The sequence below is a fragment of the Sorangium sp. So ce693 genome, assembly GCF_051521375.1.
Classification (GTDB): domain Bacteria; phylum Myxococcota_A; class Polyangia; order Polyangiales; family Polyangiaceae; genus Sorangium; species Sorangium atrum.
On the sequence record NZ_CP150347.1, the window covers coordinates 8867150 to 8881554 of the forward strand.

Sequence of the window (14405 nt, forward strand, 5' to 3'; positions counted from 1 at the left end):
AGAACCCGATCGGTCTGCGCAAGCACGACGGCGACCCGTTCCGGGAAGCCCCGCGGTATCTCCGAGCATGCCGCCGACCCGTCGGCGAACCCCATCGGGATCTCCGAGCATGCCGGCGACCCGTAGGCGAACCCCATCGGGATCTCCGAGCTCGCCGGCGCCCCGTGGACGAACCCCGCGGGCACGTCGCCCGCCTCGGCTACCGCCCCACCCCGCTCCGGGATGCAACCGCCCTATCCCGCCCGTGTCAGGCCCGCGCTCCAGCACCTCTGTAGACATTCGCCGCGCTGCGCACCAGCACGGTTCATAGCACGTTAACGGCGACAGGAGCGCTCGACGAAGGACAGTGCCCTGCTTAGCGTGCCACGATGGACCAAACGTTCGATGCTTCGCTCTACGTTCGCGCTCCCATCATCAACATTGCCAATGGCGTGACCCTCGCCAACGCGCTGGTCGCAGCCTGTCCGGAGACGGCGCCGGAGAACGTCGCCAAGGCGTGTACGAAGCTGAAGGCCGCCGCGGAGGCAGGCCAGAAGGCGCTCACCGCGCGCCGTCGTGTCAACGGGGCCCTGTCCGAGGACGACGTACGGGTGCTCGACAGGGAGGCCGATGCGAGCTTCGGGGCGCTGCGCATGCGCCTCATCGCGACCTCGATGCTGCCCGAGGGGCGCTTCCCGCAGGCGCGGCGCGCCGGAGAGCTGGTCAAAGAGCTCTTCGGCGACGACGGCCTCTCGTTCCTCATCGCCGAGTACCCCGTGCAGAACACGGTGATGGCCTCCATCGCCGCGCACATCGAGGAAGCGGGCCTGAAGCCGGAGATCGACGCGGTCGCAGGGCCCGAGTTCCTCGAGCAGATCGGCAATGTCCTGCCGCGCTACGACGCGATGGTGCGGGACAAGCTACAGAAAGAGGCCGCCGCGACATCGAACCTCGCGACGTACGTGCGCGCCATCCAGTCCGCCATCGTCAACTACGCGACCAAGGTCGCCGGCATGGTCGACGAGGACGAGCCGGAGACCGTCGAGGCCGTCCGGAAGGCCCTCCGCCCGCTCGACGCGCACCGCGAGGCCAGCGCCCGGAGGGCCCAGGGCGGCGCCAAGGGCGAAGCGACGAGCGGCGCCCCGGCCGCCTCCCCGGCGCCCGGCGCGGGAGCCGGCGGAGCCGGCGAGCTGACCGCGCCGGTCTGACACGGTCCCGGTGTCACCCTGTTGACGCTCACGATGGCTGCTGCTCGGTCGTGCAGGCCAGTCGCTGGCCCTCACGAGGAGGAGCGGTCCCACTCGCGGCCCGTGATGGTCGGCCCAAGGCCGAGGCTGCCGCGGCCGGGTCACGCAGAGCTGCTCTCTGCAACTCTTCAGGTACACCACAACGCCGTCCTCCGGCAGCGGAAGCGCTCTCTGGCCATTCAACTGCCCCCGAGCGACGTCTCTCTGGAGCACCGCACTCCTGTCGTGCGCACCAACCCGTGCTCGCTCATCGCGATCGCCACAGTCCGCTCGACATCGGGCGATGTTCACGCGTCCTGCGAGCGCCCTGGTCGTCACGGCAACCGTCATGACCGACATGACCGATGTGACCGGTGTGACCGATGTGACCGATGTGACCGATGTAACGCATGTCGTTCCTGATCCAGGCGGTCTTCCGTCACGCTCTTCGCCGTGGATGAGGCTGCGAATGCAGAGCGCCGACAGCGTGGAGAGCCCAGATTGTGCATGCGCCGACCGGTCGCCTGCGCTATACTGAACAGGGGCTAGGGGGATTGATATATTCCTGCCCGGCAGGACAGAGGTGATCGATGTATTCAGCGAACCGTCGCCGGAATATCGAGCGGGAGGAGCGCATGCTGCTCCGCGAGAAGCGGGAGCATGCGGCCGGCAAGCTCCTTCAGAAGGTGCCGCAGCTCACGAGCCTGAACCTGGAAATTCGCGAGACCCGGCCCAATTCGGCCATGAATGAGACGCAGTACATCCGCCGCGTCGTCGTCGAGCATGCGCATGCGCTGTTCGAAATGCCGTGCTCGTACTCTTCCTGTGACAACGGCGGCTACGACGTGACGCAGGAGATCCTGAGCAGCCTCGCTTCGCGCACGGCGCGGTTCGAGGGTGAATGCGCCTGTCGAGGGAGCTGTGGCGGCGAGTGCTGCTCCCGGGTCCTCCGCTACGTCGCCACGGCCACGTACCGTAGCCCGGAAGCGTAGGGCGAGAGCTTATCGCCCGGGACGGCGTACGTCTCGAGCGGCGGCCGGGGCGCTGTCCGCGCCTCGGCCCGCGCTGCGCGTTTCACTCGGTAACGGGAGGCTGTGGCCCCGGGACGATCCCTGCGATGTCCGGATCCTCCCCTGGTGTTCCGCCTTCACCGGGGCCCTTTTCCTTGCGGCGCGCGAGGCGGTTCGCGTCTTTCTCGCGCTGCTTCTCCTGCCGAGCGCGTTCTTTTTGCCGCTTCATTGCTGCCTGTTTCTGCTGCATGGGGAGCCAGGCCTTTCAGCGCCTCCGGGCGCGTTCTTCAGCACCTCGCGGTGCGTCCTGAAGGCGCAGGCGCGGCGCACGAGCGGCGCCGCGCCGCGCCCGCGAGATCAGTACCGGTCGCCGCGACCGCCGCGGCCGCCGGAGCCGCCGCGACCGCCGCGGCCACCACCACCGCCGCCGAAGCCGCCGCCGCCGCCGCCGAAGCCACCACCGCCGCCGCCGAAGCCACCACCGCCGCCGCCGCCGCCGAAGCCACCACCGCCGCCGCCGAAGCCGCGGGCCGGGCGCTCCTGCGCCTCGTTGACCTTGAGCGCGCGACCATCGAGGACGGCGCCGTTCAGCTGCGAGATCGCGCTGTTCGCGGCCTGGGCCGAGCCCATGGTCACGAACGCGAAGCCACGCGGCTGCCCCGTCTCACGGTCGGTCGGCATCGCGATCTCACGGACCTCGCCGGCTGCGGCGAACGCGGACTCGAGGGTCTCGCGGGTGGTGCTGAACGAAAGGTTTCCTACGTAGAGACGATTTCCCATGCCATCCTGCTTTTTTACGGCTTTCTGGTGCGCCACTGCGGCGCTCTCGGCCTGCCATCCGACGAAGCCGTAACGGATCGAACGGAGACGTGCCGCGCGGAACTCCCGCGCGGTCACACGGTGCGTCGTCCAGTCGTCCGAGCGAGCTGCAGGCTCCCTCACGCGAGGGAAGCGGGAAAGCGTCGTATCGAGGGCCAGGGACGTTCGTGAGAAGAAGCATCCTAGCCCGATGCGCCGTCGTTCGCAAGCGGGCCGTCCGTGGTGCAGGCGTGCAGGCCCCCGCGCGAGCGCGGACGCGCGGCGCCGGCCTCGACGAGGGCGGGCGCGCCTTGGCTCGGGCGTTCGGGCCATGCCGCTCCGGCGCTGAGGTGGAAGATGTCCTGCGCCTCGGGCAAGATGGCGCGGATGGATACGGCGACTCGCGACGAGGTGCTGAAGCGCTGGCGCGCGCGCGGCTTCCACGGCGGGCTCTGGACCGATCCGCCCGGCCGCGTGTGGAGGGACTACGTTCACGACGAGGACGAGCTCTTGATGGTCCTCGAAGGCGAGCTCGAGCTCACGCTCGCGGGCACGACGATCGTGCCCCGCATCGGCGAGGAGATCGAGATCCGCGCCGGCGTGGTGCACACCGTCCGCAACCGGGGCGAGACGACGGCCCGCTGGCTGTACGCCTACGGGCGGCTCGGGTGATCGCCGGTACGGGCGAGGCCGTCCGCTGCGGTCGCGACATCCCCCCGCGGCGCGGGTGAGGCCGCGGCGGCGCCGGCCTCGGCAGGGGCGGAGCGGCTCGCGAGCCAGAGCCAGAGGACCAGCGCGCCGAGGGCGACGCGGTACCAGCCGAACGGCGAGAGGCCATAACGCTTGAGGTAACGCAGGAAGACCGCGATCACGAGCAGGGCGACGGCGAACGAGACGGCGAGCCCGACCACGAGCGCCACGATCCCGCCGGGGGCGTCGAGCAAGGCGCGGCCGTTCTTGACGAGATCGAAGACGGTCGCGGCGCCGAGCGTCGGGATGGCGAGGAGGAACGAGAACTCGGCGGCCGCGGCGGTGCTGAGGCCCGAGAGCTGCCCGCCGACGATGGTGGTCATCGAGCGGGACGCGCCGGGCCAGAGCGAGAAGCACTGCGCGAAGCCGATCGCGAGCGCGCGCTGGAGCGTGACGTCCTCGACGCGCGGAGCGCCCTGATCCGGCCGGCGGCGGCGGACCGACTCGACGCCGATCATCAGGAGGCCGCCGGCGATGAGCGCGGCCGCGACGGGCCCCGGGCCGAACAGGTACGCCTTGATGGCCTTGTGGAAGAGCAGGCCGACCACGGCGGCGGGGAGAAACGCGAACGCGAGGGCGAGCGCGAGGCGGAGGCTGTCCGGATCCCGCCGGACCATGCCGCGCACGGTGGTCGAGAGGCGCTCGCGGAAATAGACGACGACCGCGAGGACCGCGCCGAGCTGGATCACGATATCGAGCGTCTTCGCCGCCTCGCTCTGGTGACCGAGCCACGCGCCGAGCAGGATGAGATGACCGGTGGACGAGACGGGAAGGAACTCGGTCAGGCCCTCGAGGACCCCGAGCAGGACGGCATCGAACCAGAACATTGCGCCGAGTCTACCCTCACGTGGGCCAGAGGTGCGCGGGAGCGCGCACGGGATCGCGCCGCGTGGCGGGAGCGCGGCGCGGCGGCGGCGGCGCGATGGAGAGCGCCGGCCGTCGGCGCGAGATCCCGTGGGGGCAGGGCCCCCCGAGCGCCGCGCCGCCAGCCACGCGGGCGAGCGGCGCCGGCGGCAGGGCGCGCCAGCGGGGGCACGCTCGACCGCGCGGCGCGCGTCGTCCTCGCGGGGACGATCTCGCCGTCGACGGCCGCGCAAAGCGCGGAGAGCGGCGCGCCGCCGTGTTCGGGGCCGCGCGTGGAGGACGTGGAAGAGAGCGTCGTAGTCGGCGCTCGCCTGGGCCAACGAGCGGAGAGGGCGCCGGCACAGCGGTAATCGCCGCAAACATCGCCCGCATCGAGCAGGAGCGTTTCACGAGCCATCGCTTGGCGGACTCAACAGGAGTGTTCGAGCCACCTGCCGGTCGCTGCCGCAGTTCGCCCATGGCTCGACGCGGGCGATCGCACGGGCTGACGCAAGCTGCAGAGCACGAAAACGCCAGCTCCACACGAACATGGCAGCTGAGACAGGGGAAGCCCCGACAGAAACAGGGAAGTCCCGATCAGCACGTAAGTGCCAGCCGTGCGAAACCGTGTGAAAGCGTGCGAAGAAGAGAAGAAGGGCATCGCGAGTGCAGTAGCTCACACGACACCCATGTGAAGATTCGAACAAGTTGCATTTGTTTCCACCGTGCATCGCGACCGTGACCCGAGGCGCGCGCCCGCAGCCGCACTGAACTGGGCCGTTCGCGTTGCATCTTCGACGTCCCGAGTGCCTCCACGACACCGTCCAAGCAGGTCGAACGGAACTCGAGATCTTCGCGCTGGCCTGTCGAGAGAGCATGTTGCGCGGTTGACTCGAACAAACATCGTCGTGTACACCTCAATAGAAGAGGCCGTCGGCGCCGGGGGGTGCCGTGCAGGCCCTCGACACCACGCAAGCGCGCTCGCGCAACTCCGCGGCAAAGCGGCAGGAGATGCGGGCCCGCCATCGTCGCAGGGAGGCAGCCACCGTGTCATCGACCGTAAGAGTCCATCGCACCTCTTCGCAGGGTCAGCACAGGGACGCCACGATCTCGTCTTCCCGACGAAAGTATTGCGTCCTCGTCGTCGACGACGACGAAAGGGCGCTGAGGTCCATCTCCGCAGTCCTCTCCGGGGACGTCGACGTCGTGGAATGTACGTCGGCGGAGCAGGCGCTCGTATTGCTCGAAGCCAGGGAGTTTCACCTGGTCTGCTCCGACGTGGTGATGCCTGGGATGAAAGGGGACGAGCTGCTCCGGAGGGTGGCGAACATGCCCGTGTACACGAGCTGTCTCCTCATCACCGGCGCCGAGGAGTACACGCGCTCGAAGGAGGCCGTGTATCACCACGTCCTGCTCAAGCCGTTCAATCCGGCCCGGCTCACGGCGCTCGTCCTTCAGCTGGCGCGCCTCACCGAGATGAAGCGCTCGGTCCACTCGATGGCGGACTCGCTCACGCCGACGGACGCCGGGAGCGAGCTCGTGTCGTGCGGCTGGCCCGACGCCGGCATGGCGCCGGAGTCGTCGCACGCGCCGAGATCCACGAAGCTGGAGGCCTGCGTGACGTGCGGCGCCACGCCGCACGATCTGCCGCACGAGCCGGAGCCGGCGAGGGCCGCCGCGTCCACGCTCCGGGCCCGGAAGCGATGGGCCCGGTGAGCCTGCGGCCGCGCCGCCCCGCGGCCGGCGCGGGCGGCGGCGCGGCGGCGTAGTGGCGCGCGGCCGACGCGGCCGACGCGGCGCAGGTCAGGCGCCGCTCGGGCCCTGCTCCTCCCACCACCTCGCCATGCGCACCTGCATCTCCTCGACCGAGACGTCCTCGATGAAGGCCGACAGGATCCACTGGTGCCCGAACGGGTCCTCGATCCTGCCCTCCCGCCGGCCGTAGAACTGGTCCGCGATCGGGTAGATGATCTTGGCCCCCGCCTCGACGGCGCGCGCGGCGACCGCGTCGGGGTCCTCGACGTTCAGCGTGAGGACGATCGGCGAGCCGCCGAGCGCCTTCGGGCCGCGCGCGTTCCACTGGGGGGCCTCGTCGGCGACGCTGACGATGGAGTCGCCGATCACGAGCTCGGCGCAGACGATGGCGCCGCCGAGCTTCGGGTCGGCGAGGCGCAGCTTCTCGGTCGCGCCGAACACCTTCTTGTAGAACGCGATGGCGTCGGGCGCGCCGGCGACGACGAGGTGCGGCACGACGGCGTGGTACGGGGGCGGGGCGATGGGGTGTGGTCGCTGGGTCATGGGCGAAGGATGCCCACGCGGCCGGAGCGGGTATTGTAAAAACATGCCGGCCGGCTGAGCCGGCAGCGCCGGCTCGGCCAGCGTCGGCGGTCAGCCGTCGAGCGGGACATGGTTCCGCTCGCGGCGCCTGGTCACGTACTCGGTGGGCGTGAGGCCGGCGAACGCGCGGAAGTCGTGGATGAAGTGCGCCTGGTCGTAATAGCCGCACGCGGCCGCGACGCCCGCCCAGGAGACGCGCTCGCCGCGCTCGATCGCGGAGACCGCCTGCTGGAAGCGCTGCACACGGCAATAGCGCTTCGGGGTGAGGCCGACGCGCTCGGTGAAGCTCCGGATGAACCGCTTCGAGCTCATCCCGAGCTGCCCTGTCACGTCGGCCACGGTCCACGCCCGGGCCTGGTCCGCGAACGCGGCGAGCGCGAAGTCGACCGAGCGATCGCGCTCGAGCGGCGCGCGCGGCCGGAGAAGGCGCGCTGCGAGGGCGGACTCGAGCATGCGGAGCCTTTCCTCGGGGGTCTTCGCCTCGAGCACGCGCTCGCGGACGAGGGCGGCCTCGCGCCCCCACAGCGCGTCGAGCGAGACGTGGGCGCCGCCGAGTTCCCCGGCGTCCGGGCCGAAGAACGGGGCCGCGCCGCCCGGGGAGAGCTCGGCGCCGACGATCGCGCGCTGCTCCGCCGAGTCGATGGCGAAGTGCTCGGCGTGGGCGCCGCAGACGGCGATGCCGGAGAGGCGGTGGCAGCGAGCGGCGCCGCCGTCGGCAGCGCCGTCGTACCAGCGCAGCTCGTCCTCGGCGAGGTTGATGAGGAGGCTCATGGCGCCGCTGGGGAGCACGCGCTCCAGCAGGTCGGGGAGCTCGGGGGCGGCGTAGTACCAGAGCAGGCGGACGAAGCGGCCGAGTGGCGGAGGCGGGGTGTACGTGACGAAGCGCATGGGCGGCCCGGGAGAGGCATCATGCCATGGCTGAGGACGCGCGGCGCGCAAAGGCCGCTCCGGCCGAGGTGCGCTGGGGTCGAGCAGACGCCCTGCTCCATCGAGCCGGCACGCGAACGGGTTCGGGAGCGCTCTCCGGTGGAGGGGGCGCTCCGAGCTCAATAGGGAGGCAGCATCCTCCGGAATCCGTGGCCCAGCGCCAGCACCAGGAAAACCAGGTTGCGCAACGGCAATGCCGGCCAGAAGAGGCCGAGAGGCCCCTCCGCTCGGGCGGTTCGCGCCTCCCCCGCCGCGGCGCCCTCCCCCTGTTCGCCCCGGAAACACCGCGCGAGCCGCGCGCCGAGCCGCCGCATCCACGCGACCGACCGCGGGAAATCGGCGATCCCGTCGAGCCACGCGCCAGGGATCCCGCGCGCTCCCAGCGTCGCGCCCGCGAGGCCGCCGACGATCGCGCCCGTGCTGTCGGCGTCGCCGCCGAGCAGGATCACGTCCTCCACCGCGCGGCGGAAATCGCTCGGGTGCGCGAGCCAGCAGAACAGGGCCGCTGGAACGGTGTCCACGATGAAGCCGCTCACGCCCTGATGGAGGCCTATCGCTGCAACGAAGTCCTCCGGCGAGGCGCGCCGGCCGAGCAGCTCCGCCGCGCGGTCGAGCCTGCGGCGGAGCTCCTCGTCCGCGACGCGCTCGCGGAGCATCGGGAGCAGCTCGGCCGGATTCACCTGCTCAGGAGTGCGCACCGCGGCATACGCGGCGGCAAGGGCGATGATCCGCGCGCCCTCCTCGGCGCGTGGATCGGTGTGCGTGAGGCGGGTGGAGGCGCGCACCATCGAATCGATGCGCGACGGCGTGAGCGCGAGCGCCGCGCCCAGGATCGGCGCGCGCATCGCGGCGCCGTTGCCGGCCGAGAAGACGCCGCTCCGCTCCGGAGAGAAACCGAGCCACAGCTTGAGGATTGCCCGCAACGTGGCGTAACCGACGCCCGCCGGCAGCGAGGCGAGCCAGCCGCGGAGCTGCCACGCGAGCGCGCGCGCGAACCGCGCCGCGTCCCCCGGCGCGGCCAGGAGGGCCTGGGCCGTCATGCACGCGTGCTCGGCGTCGTCGCTGATCATCCCGCGGCCGAGCACGAAGCGGTGCTCGATCGGCGACGCGCCGAAAAGGCGGGCGGCGCGGCGACGCGACAGGCCCTCTCTGGGCAGGCCGAGCGCGTCGCCGACCGCCGTCCCAAGGAGGACGCCGGCGAGGCGGTCCTCGCGATCGATGGGTATCGTCTCGATGGCCATGCGAGAGCGCCCTTCACGTTCCGTGCCCGGAGAGCGCAGCGGAGATCAGCGCCGCCACGCGCCGTGGCCAGGCGCCTGGCCTGCCAGGATGGCAGTCCCTCAACAGGATGCTCGACACCGTGTCGCCAGAGCCGCGGTCACCCGCTCCGGAACCAGGCCCTCCACGACGCCTTCGGCGCTCCGCGCGCGTGGCTTGCTACGCCCGCCGGCGCCGCCGCGCGAGCGCGAGGCCCGCGAGCGCGGCGAACGCAGCGGCGCCGCCGCCCGGGCCCGCCGAGCCGCCGGCGCTGCACCCGGCCGCCGCCTGCGCACCGTCGGGCGCGTCGCCGGCGAGACCGGTCGCCTCTTCGAGGTCCGACAGAGCCGGCAAAGCGTCGGACTCGTGGCGCCTCAGCAGCGCCGGCTCCTCCTCCAGCGCGTCGTCGGCGATCGGCCGGACGACGACCTCCTTGTAGCCGCCCTCCAGGCCCTTCGAGCCGGCTCGCAGCGCAGCGACCGGCGGCGCTGCGGCGCCGGCCGCCTCGACCCGGAACAGCGTGTTGCCGAGCGTCACATACCAGCTCCCGTCGAACCAGCGCGCGTGGCCGAGCGCGCTGCTGATCTCCTCGGGCGCGGCGCCCGCGCGGCCGATGTAACGCTTGCCCTCGTTGAGGAACACCACCTCGCCAGAATCGCTGATGCCGTCGTGGCCGATCCGGAGCTTCTGCTGATCGAACTGGCTCGAGGTCTCGAAGGAGCTGAGCTGGTGCAGCTCGCCGTCCGGGGTCCGCAGCCACACCTGGTTCACATCCCCGTCGCTCCTCAGGAACCCGGCGTGCCCCGCGTGCAGGAGCAGCCCCGCGGGGTCGCCAGCGATCGAGTCGCCGAGAGCCACCTCTTCGCCATCCGCCGTGTACAGGAAGCTCGAGCTCGTGCTCCCGTCCGACCACCGGCCGGCGACGTTCGTCCCGTCGGTGATGGGCCGCTCCAGGTTGCCCGGGTGATCTCCGAGGGTGCCCACGAGCAGGTGGCGGATGAACGGCTCTTCGTACGTTGCGTAATAGATGTCGCCGGAGGCCGCGATGTCGGCCTGGAACGGCGAGTCGCTGCCCGTCCGGCTCCAGATGCCCCGGCTGCGCCCCGTCGACAGCGTGTGCGCGTACGCCCTGCCCCCGTCCTCCGTGACCCACACCAGCGAGTCGCCGTTCACCGCGTCCAGCCGGCCCGAAGTGATCCTTGTCCACACGCCGTTGACCGACGTGAAGATGCGACCATACCCGGACTGGATCGCGGCGCCCGACGGCGTGAGCGCGCCGTAGGTGGGGGTGCTCCCGGGCGGATCCTGCGGTAGCGTCGCGAGCCAGCTCACCTGCTGCGAGGCGCGGTCGAGGATGCCGAGCGGCTGGAACTGATTCAGGAACAGGACACGATCGGCGTCGAAATCGAGGATCGCGCCCTGGACGCGATGCACCGCGACGAGCTTCGGGCTGCGCTCGATGTAGAGCGGCCCGTAGGTCGCCGACGACGCGGTGCCGGCGCTCACACCACCAGAGATCGTGAGCGTGAGCTCTTCCCCCGATTCGAACGCCGGGAAGGGGCGTGTGAGGAGCATCAACGTCCCCGGCGGCGTGCTCGGGGTGCGGTCGACGCAAGCGCTCGCCGTCTGCGTCCGGCCTCGGACCTCCACGCAAAGGCGCTGGCACTCCTGGGTCGATGTCGCGAAACACCTCACGTCGAGCGGCACGTTCCCGGAAATGACGGTGTGCGGGCGCGGGCTCGAGAGGTAAAGAAGCGGCGCCTCCTGGGCCAGCGCAGCCGCGGCCGTGAGCGACAGGAGCGATGCGGCGGCGATGCTGATCAGCGTACGAGAATCGCGCATGGGACCTCCAGTTGATGAACACTTGGATGCTACCCCGTGGAGCCGTGTTCACGGCATCGTCGCCAGGGCAGCGCGCGCGGCTCCTTGGAGCAACGCGAGCGCGAACGGAAGCGGCTTCGCCCCCCCGCTCGCACGCTATCATCGCCTCATCCCGGTCACCCGAGTACTCGAGCCTGCCAGCTCCGATGTGCTCCGAGCACCGACGGCGAGCTCAGCGAAGCGGCCATCGCCGAGCCCGCCCCCCACCGGCTCAGCCGCGAGCGCGCACGGCCTCGAGGACAACGTGACGCGCCTGACGCACTCGGCTCGATGGTTCACCGGAATGGCCCTGTCCCCGTCCGACTGGCCATCCCGCACATGGACGGTCCCCTCGCCACGTTCGGCGGAAAACCGGAAGAGACCCACCGCTGGACCGACCGAGGACGCCTGCGCCTCAGGGGCAGCGCGGAGCAGTGTACTCGCCGCTGGGATCGGCGTCCCAGAGCGAGCCCAGGGTGAGGCGGAAGCGCACTTCGGCGTTGTCGATGGAGAGGATCTCGAGCGTGCCCGGCCCGAACGACCCGCCTCCCCACGGGCAGTCGTCCGGCCGCGGAGAGTAGGGCTCACCCGTCTCGCTCATGTAGCTATAGCTGATGAGCGCGGGATCCTCGAGATCGTAGACGCCGACCTGCTGGTAGGCGCTGGGTAGCACGAGGCTCAACTGCCAGTGCCCGCCGCAGCGGAGTTGCGTGGTCGGGGAGCCGCACGAGACCCCCAGATCCGAGGCACGAAGGAAGAGGTCGTCGGGATCGAGCGCCGGGCTGTCGCCGCCGCCCGACCCGCTGCTGCCCCCGACGTCACCCTGGCTCTCCCAGTACCGGTCCCAGAGCACATCCATCTGAGCGCGCGTCAAGGCGACGGCCGGCAACGCATCACCTGGCTCCGCGTCACCCCCGGAGCTGCCGCTGCCCGCCGTGTCGATCGAGCCGCTCTCGACGGGCGGAGCGGCGGGGTCGTTCGAACCGCTCTCGATCGGCAGCTCGGCGGGGTCGTTCGCGCCGCCGTCGTCCGTCGCGCCCTCGATGAAGCTCACGTTACAGGCGGCCAGCAGGAGGGGCGCCAGGACAACCAGCATGGAAGCGTTCCTTGTCTTCATGTCGTCCACCACTGCATGACCAGCGCCAACGTGACGGCCAACAAAAACCACGGCAAATGGCGGTGTGACACGCAATGTGTGCCGCGGATGTGCCAGCATGCGCCTTGGCGCCTGGCACCATCCCCCCCGGCTGCGGCCCGTGAGGGCCGTGCCGCCCACGCTCGTCCCTCGCACCCCCGGCAGCGCCGGAGGTGCGAGGCGCGAGCTCACCACGACGTCAGCTGAGCTTCGATCCTGTGTTCAGTCGCCTGCTCGTAATCGTAGGCGAACCCCAGCAGCTCGGCCTCGCTCCAGCGGGGGCCGACGAAGATCAGGCTGAAGGGAGCCCCGTCGCTGTATTGACCAGCGGGCACGACCACCCCGGGCAAGCCCGCGATGTTGATCGCGGACTCCGTCGTCGCGGGATAGGTGTCCGAGCCAGACAGCTCCGGCAGCGTGTCGTAAGTCTGCGGAAACGCGAGGCCGTCCAGATCGTGCACCGTCATCACGGAGTCGAAGACGTTCACGTACTGGTCGCGCAGGGCCCAGAAGCCCGACAGATCGGGCGCGTCCTCGGGGAAGAGCAGCGAGGAGGCCAGCACGGGGAGCTTGTCGACATACCAGGACAGCGGACCGTCGACCGGCTCGAACGGAGATATCCCCGTGAAGGCCGCCAGTCCGTCGATCGATCCGACGATGGTGCCGCCGACCTTCACCCCCTTGAGGTAGCGCTGGAAGTCGTAGGCCACAGACTCCGTCCCTCGCATGTCATAGGGCTCATCGGGCAAGGCCAGATCGGCGAAGCCGCTCCCGGCGAAGGGATCTTCGACGACGATCGCGCCCTGGTCCTCCAGCTCCTCGACCGCTTGCTCGTACAGCGCCTGCGTCTCAGGAGACAGGCCGCCGTGGCGCCACCCTGGGCCATACAGGCCGATTCGCTTTCCGCAGAGGGCGCTCTGGCTCAGCCGGCTCGTGTAGCCGCCCACGGGCAGGTGTCCATTGGAGAGGCTCGTCTTGGGGTCCTCCGGGGAGTAGCCCGCGAGGACATCCATCACCACGGCGGCGTCGCGGACAGTCCGCGCGATCGGGCCCACCACGTCCCTCGTGCTGGCGGCCAGGGGCACGACGCCGGCCGTGGGGACGAGGGCGAACGTCGGCTTGATGCCGACGAGGCTCTGCGCGGCCGCAGGGTTCTGGATCGATCCGCCCGTCTCCTCCGCGAGGCCAAGCACGGCGAAGTTGCCGGCCACCGCCGTGGCCGTACCGCTGCTGCTCGCCCCGGGCACCAGCGTCGGATCCACGGCGTTGTAGGTGGGCCCCGCCCAGCTGCTGTTCGCTCGGGTGCCGTCGTCGCTGAAGGCCGGGATGTTCGTCTTCCCGAGGATGATGGCCCCGGCGGCGATCAACCGATCGACGACGACGGAGTTCTTGATGGGGAGCAGATCGACACCGCCGGCGACCTGCGAGCTGAGCGGAGCCCAGCCTGCCGTCGACGGCAAGCCGACGTGATCCATCGACTCCTTGATGACGACGGGGATCCCAGCCAGGGGGCCGAGGGCCACGCCGTTCCTCCGCTTCCTGTCGATCTCGCGCGCCTGGGCGATGGCGTTCGGGTTGAACGAGGTGAACGCGTTGTAGGAGGACTCGTACTGCGCGATCCTCGAGAGATAGGCGTTCGTCAGAGCCTCCGCCGTGTAACGGCGCATCATGTACGCCCACTGCACCTTCGCGATCGTGAGCTCAGATACGTCGATAGCGGGAACGCCAACGGAGGTCGTCACACCGTAGGCGGTGCTGGGAGCCCCTGCGGCAATACCAACGGAAATGGCTGCTACCAAGGCAGCGCCAGACAGAATGTTCTTGTTCACGATGGACTGCTCCCTCTCACTTCAGGATATCGACCCTATGCCGAATGAATCTCCGCCGGCGGGCGCCGATTCGGGACCTCGAGCCCGAATCACACGAGCACAGCGGACCAGAGCTCGACGAGGCATGGAATCGTCAGGCTCCGCCCGATCAAGGCCATGGGGTGGCGCTCGTCGCTCAGGACGAATCGCCAACTCGTGACAATGACAATACCAACCAGTCCAGCGAACCCAATGATTCGCGCCATCTCGACGGTTCGTCGAGAGCCAATTCAGCTAGGATGTGCAGCGGCCTTGAGCAGGAAATTCTTCGCGGCTTTTTACCAGCCAAGCAGGTGACACAGAGACAGAAGAAGCGCGCCTCGAATGCGGTTGCTCTGCTACAAAGATGAAGAATATCCGAGAGCTAGGCGCATCATACTTCATGTAAGATATAGCAAGTCGGGGTTCGGTGGCA

13 protein-coding genes are annotated in these 14405 nt (G+C 70.1%); 4 read left to right on the forward strand and 9 right to left on the reverse strand.

Features of this window, described 5'->3' with window-relative positions; translation table 11 throughout:
- Window positions 1–368 precede the first annotated feature (368 nt).
- On the forward strand, window positions 369–1187 hold the full coding sequence (locus WMF14_RS33010) for a hypothetical protein (protein WP_437792722.1): 819 nt from the start codon (window positions 369–371) through the stop codon (window positions 1185–1187).
- A 653-nt stretch (window positions 1188–1840) separates the two neighbouring features.
- Window positions 1841–2197, forward strand: a complete 357-nt coding sequence (locus WMF14_RS33015; protein ID WP_437792724.1) for a hypothetical protein — start codon at window positions 1841–1843, stop codon at window positions 2195–2197.
- 82 nt (window positions 2198–2279) lie between these two features.
- On the opposite strand, the gene WMF14_RS33020 is transcribed toward WMF14_RS33015, so the two are convergent.
- Together WMF14_RS33020 and WMF14_RS33025 are read right to left on the reverse strand one after the other, a co-directional pair.
- The gene (locus WMF14_RS33020) at window positions 2280–2465 is read right to left on the reverse strand and encodes a hypothetical protein (RefSeq protein ID WP_272094930.1); all 186 of its coding nucleotides are present in this window, start codon (window positions 2463–2465) and stop codon (window positions 2280–2282) included.
- 107 nt (window positions 2466–2572) lie between these two features.
- A complete protein-coding gene (locus tag WMF14_RS33025) occupies window positions 2573–2995 on the reverse strand; it encodes an RNA recognition motif domain-containing protein (RefSeq protein WP_272094931.1) in 423 nt (140 codons plus the stop codon).
- A 405-nt stretch (window positions 2996–3400) separates the two neighbouring features.
- On the opposite strand from WMF14_RS33025, the gene WMF14_RS33030 reads away from it, so the two are divergent.
- A complete protein-coding gene (locus WMF14_RS33030) occupies window positions 3401–3685 on the forward strand; it encodes a cupin domain-containing protein (RefSeq protein WP_272094932.1) in 285 nt (94 codons plus the stop codon).
- On the opposite strand, the gene WMF14_RS33035 is transcribed toward WMF14_RS33030, so the two are convergent.
- Window positions 3667–4590 carry an undecaprenyl-diphosphate phosphatase gene (locus tag WMF14_RS33035; protein WP_437792726.1) on the reverse strand — a complete coding sequence of 308 codons (924 nt, stop codon included), beginning with the start codon at window positions 4588–4590 and terminating at the stop codon, window positions 3667–3669. The two genes, WMF14_RS33030 and WMF14_RS33035, sit on opposite strands and share 19 nt — an antisense overlap.
- A 1123-nt stretch (window positions 4591–5713) precedes the next feature.
- Here WMF14_RS33035 and WMF14_RS33040 point away from each other — a divergent pair.
- Window positions 5714–6322, forward strand: a complete 609-nt coding sequence (locus WMF14_RS33040) for a response regulator (protein ID WP_437804341.1) — start codon at window positions 5714–5716, stop codon at window positions 6320–6322.
- 87 nt (window positions 6323–6409) lie between these two features.
- Here WMF14_RS33040 and WMF14_RS33045 read toward each other — a convergent pair whose 3' ends face one another.
- The 6 genes from WMF14_RS33045 to WMF14_RS33070 all read right to left on the reverse strand — a co-directional run bounded on the left by WMF14_RS33045 (window position 6410) and on the right by WMF14_RS33070 (window position 13807).
- Window positions 6410–6904, reverse strand: a complete 495-nt coding sequence (locus WMF14_RS33045; protein WP_437792728.1) for a VOC family protein — start codon at window positions 6902–6904, stop codon at window positions 6410–6412.
- Window positions 6905–6994: 90 nt separating this feature from the next.
- The gene (locus WMF14_RS33050) at window positions 6995–7831 is read right to left on the reverse strand and encodes a helix-turn-helix domain-containing protein (protein WP_437792730.1); all 837 of its coding nucleotides are present in this window, start codon (window positions 7829–7831) and stop codon (window positions 6995–6997) included.
- A 158-nt stretch (window positions 7832–7989) separates the two neighbouring features.
- A complete protein-coding gene (locus WMF14_RS33055; RefSeq protein WP_437792732.1) occupies window positions 7990–9111 on the reverse strand; it encodes an ADP-ribosylglycohydrolase family protein in 1122 nt (373 codons plus the stop codon).
- Between the two features lie 196 nt (window positions 9112–9307).
- Window positions 9308–10969: an MYXO-CTERM sorting domain-containing protein gene (locus WMF14_RS33060; RefSeq protein WP_437792734.1), complete on the reverse strand. Its 1662-nt coding sequence runs from the start codon at window positions 10967–10969 to the stop codon at window positions 9308–9310.
- Between the two features lie 433 nt (window positions 10970–11402).
- Window positions 11403–12083, reverse strand: coding sequence for a hypothetical protein (locus WMF14_RS33065; protein WP_437792736.1), 681 nt, complete (start codon window positions 12081–12083; stop codon window positions 11403–11405).
- 227 nt (window positions 12084–12310) lie between these two features.
- Window positions 12311–13807, reverse strand: coding sequence for an amidase (locus WMF14_RS33070; protein ID WP_437792738.1), 1497 nt, complete (start codon window positions 13805–13807; stop codon window positions 12311–12313).
- Window positions 13808–14405: the final 598 nt, after the last annotated feature.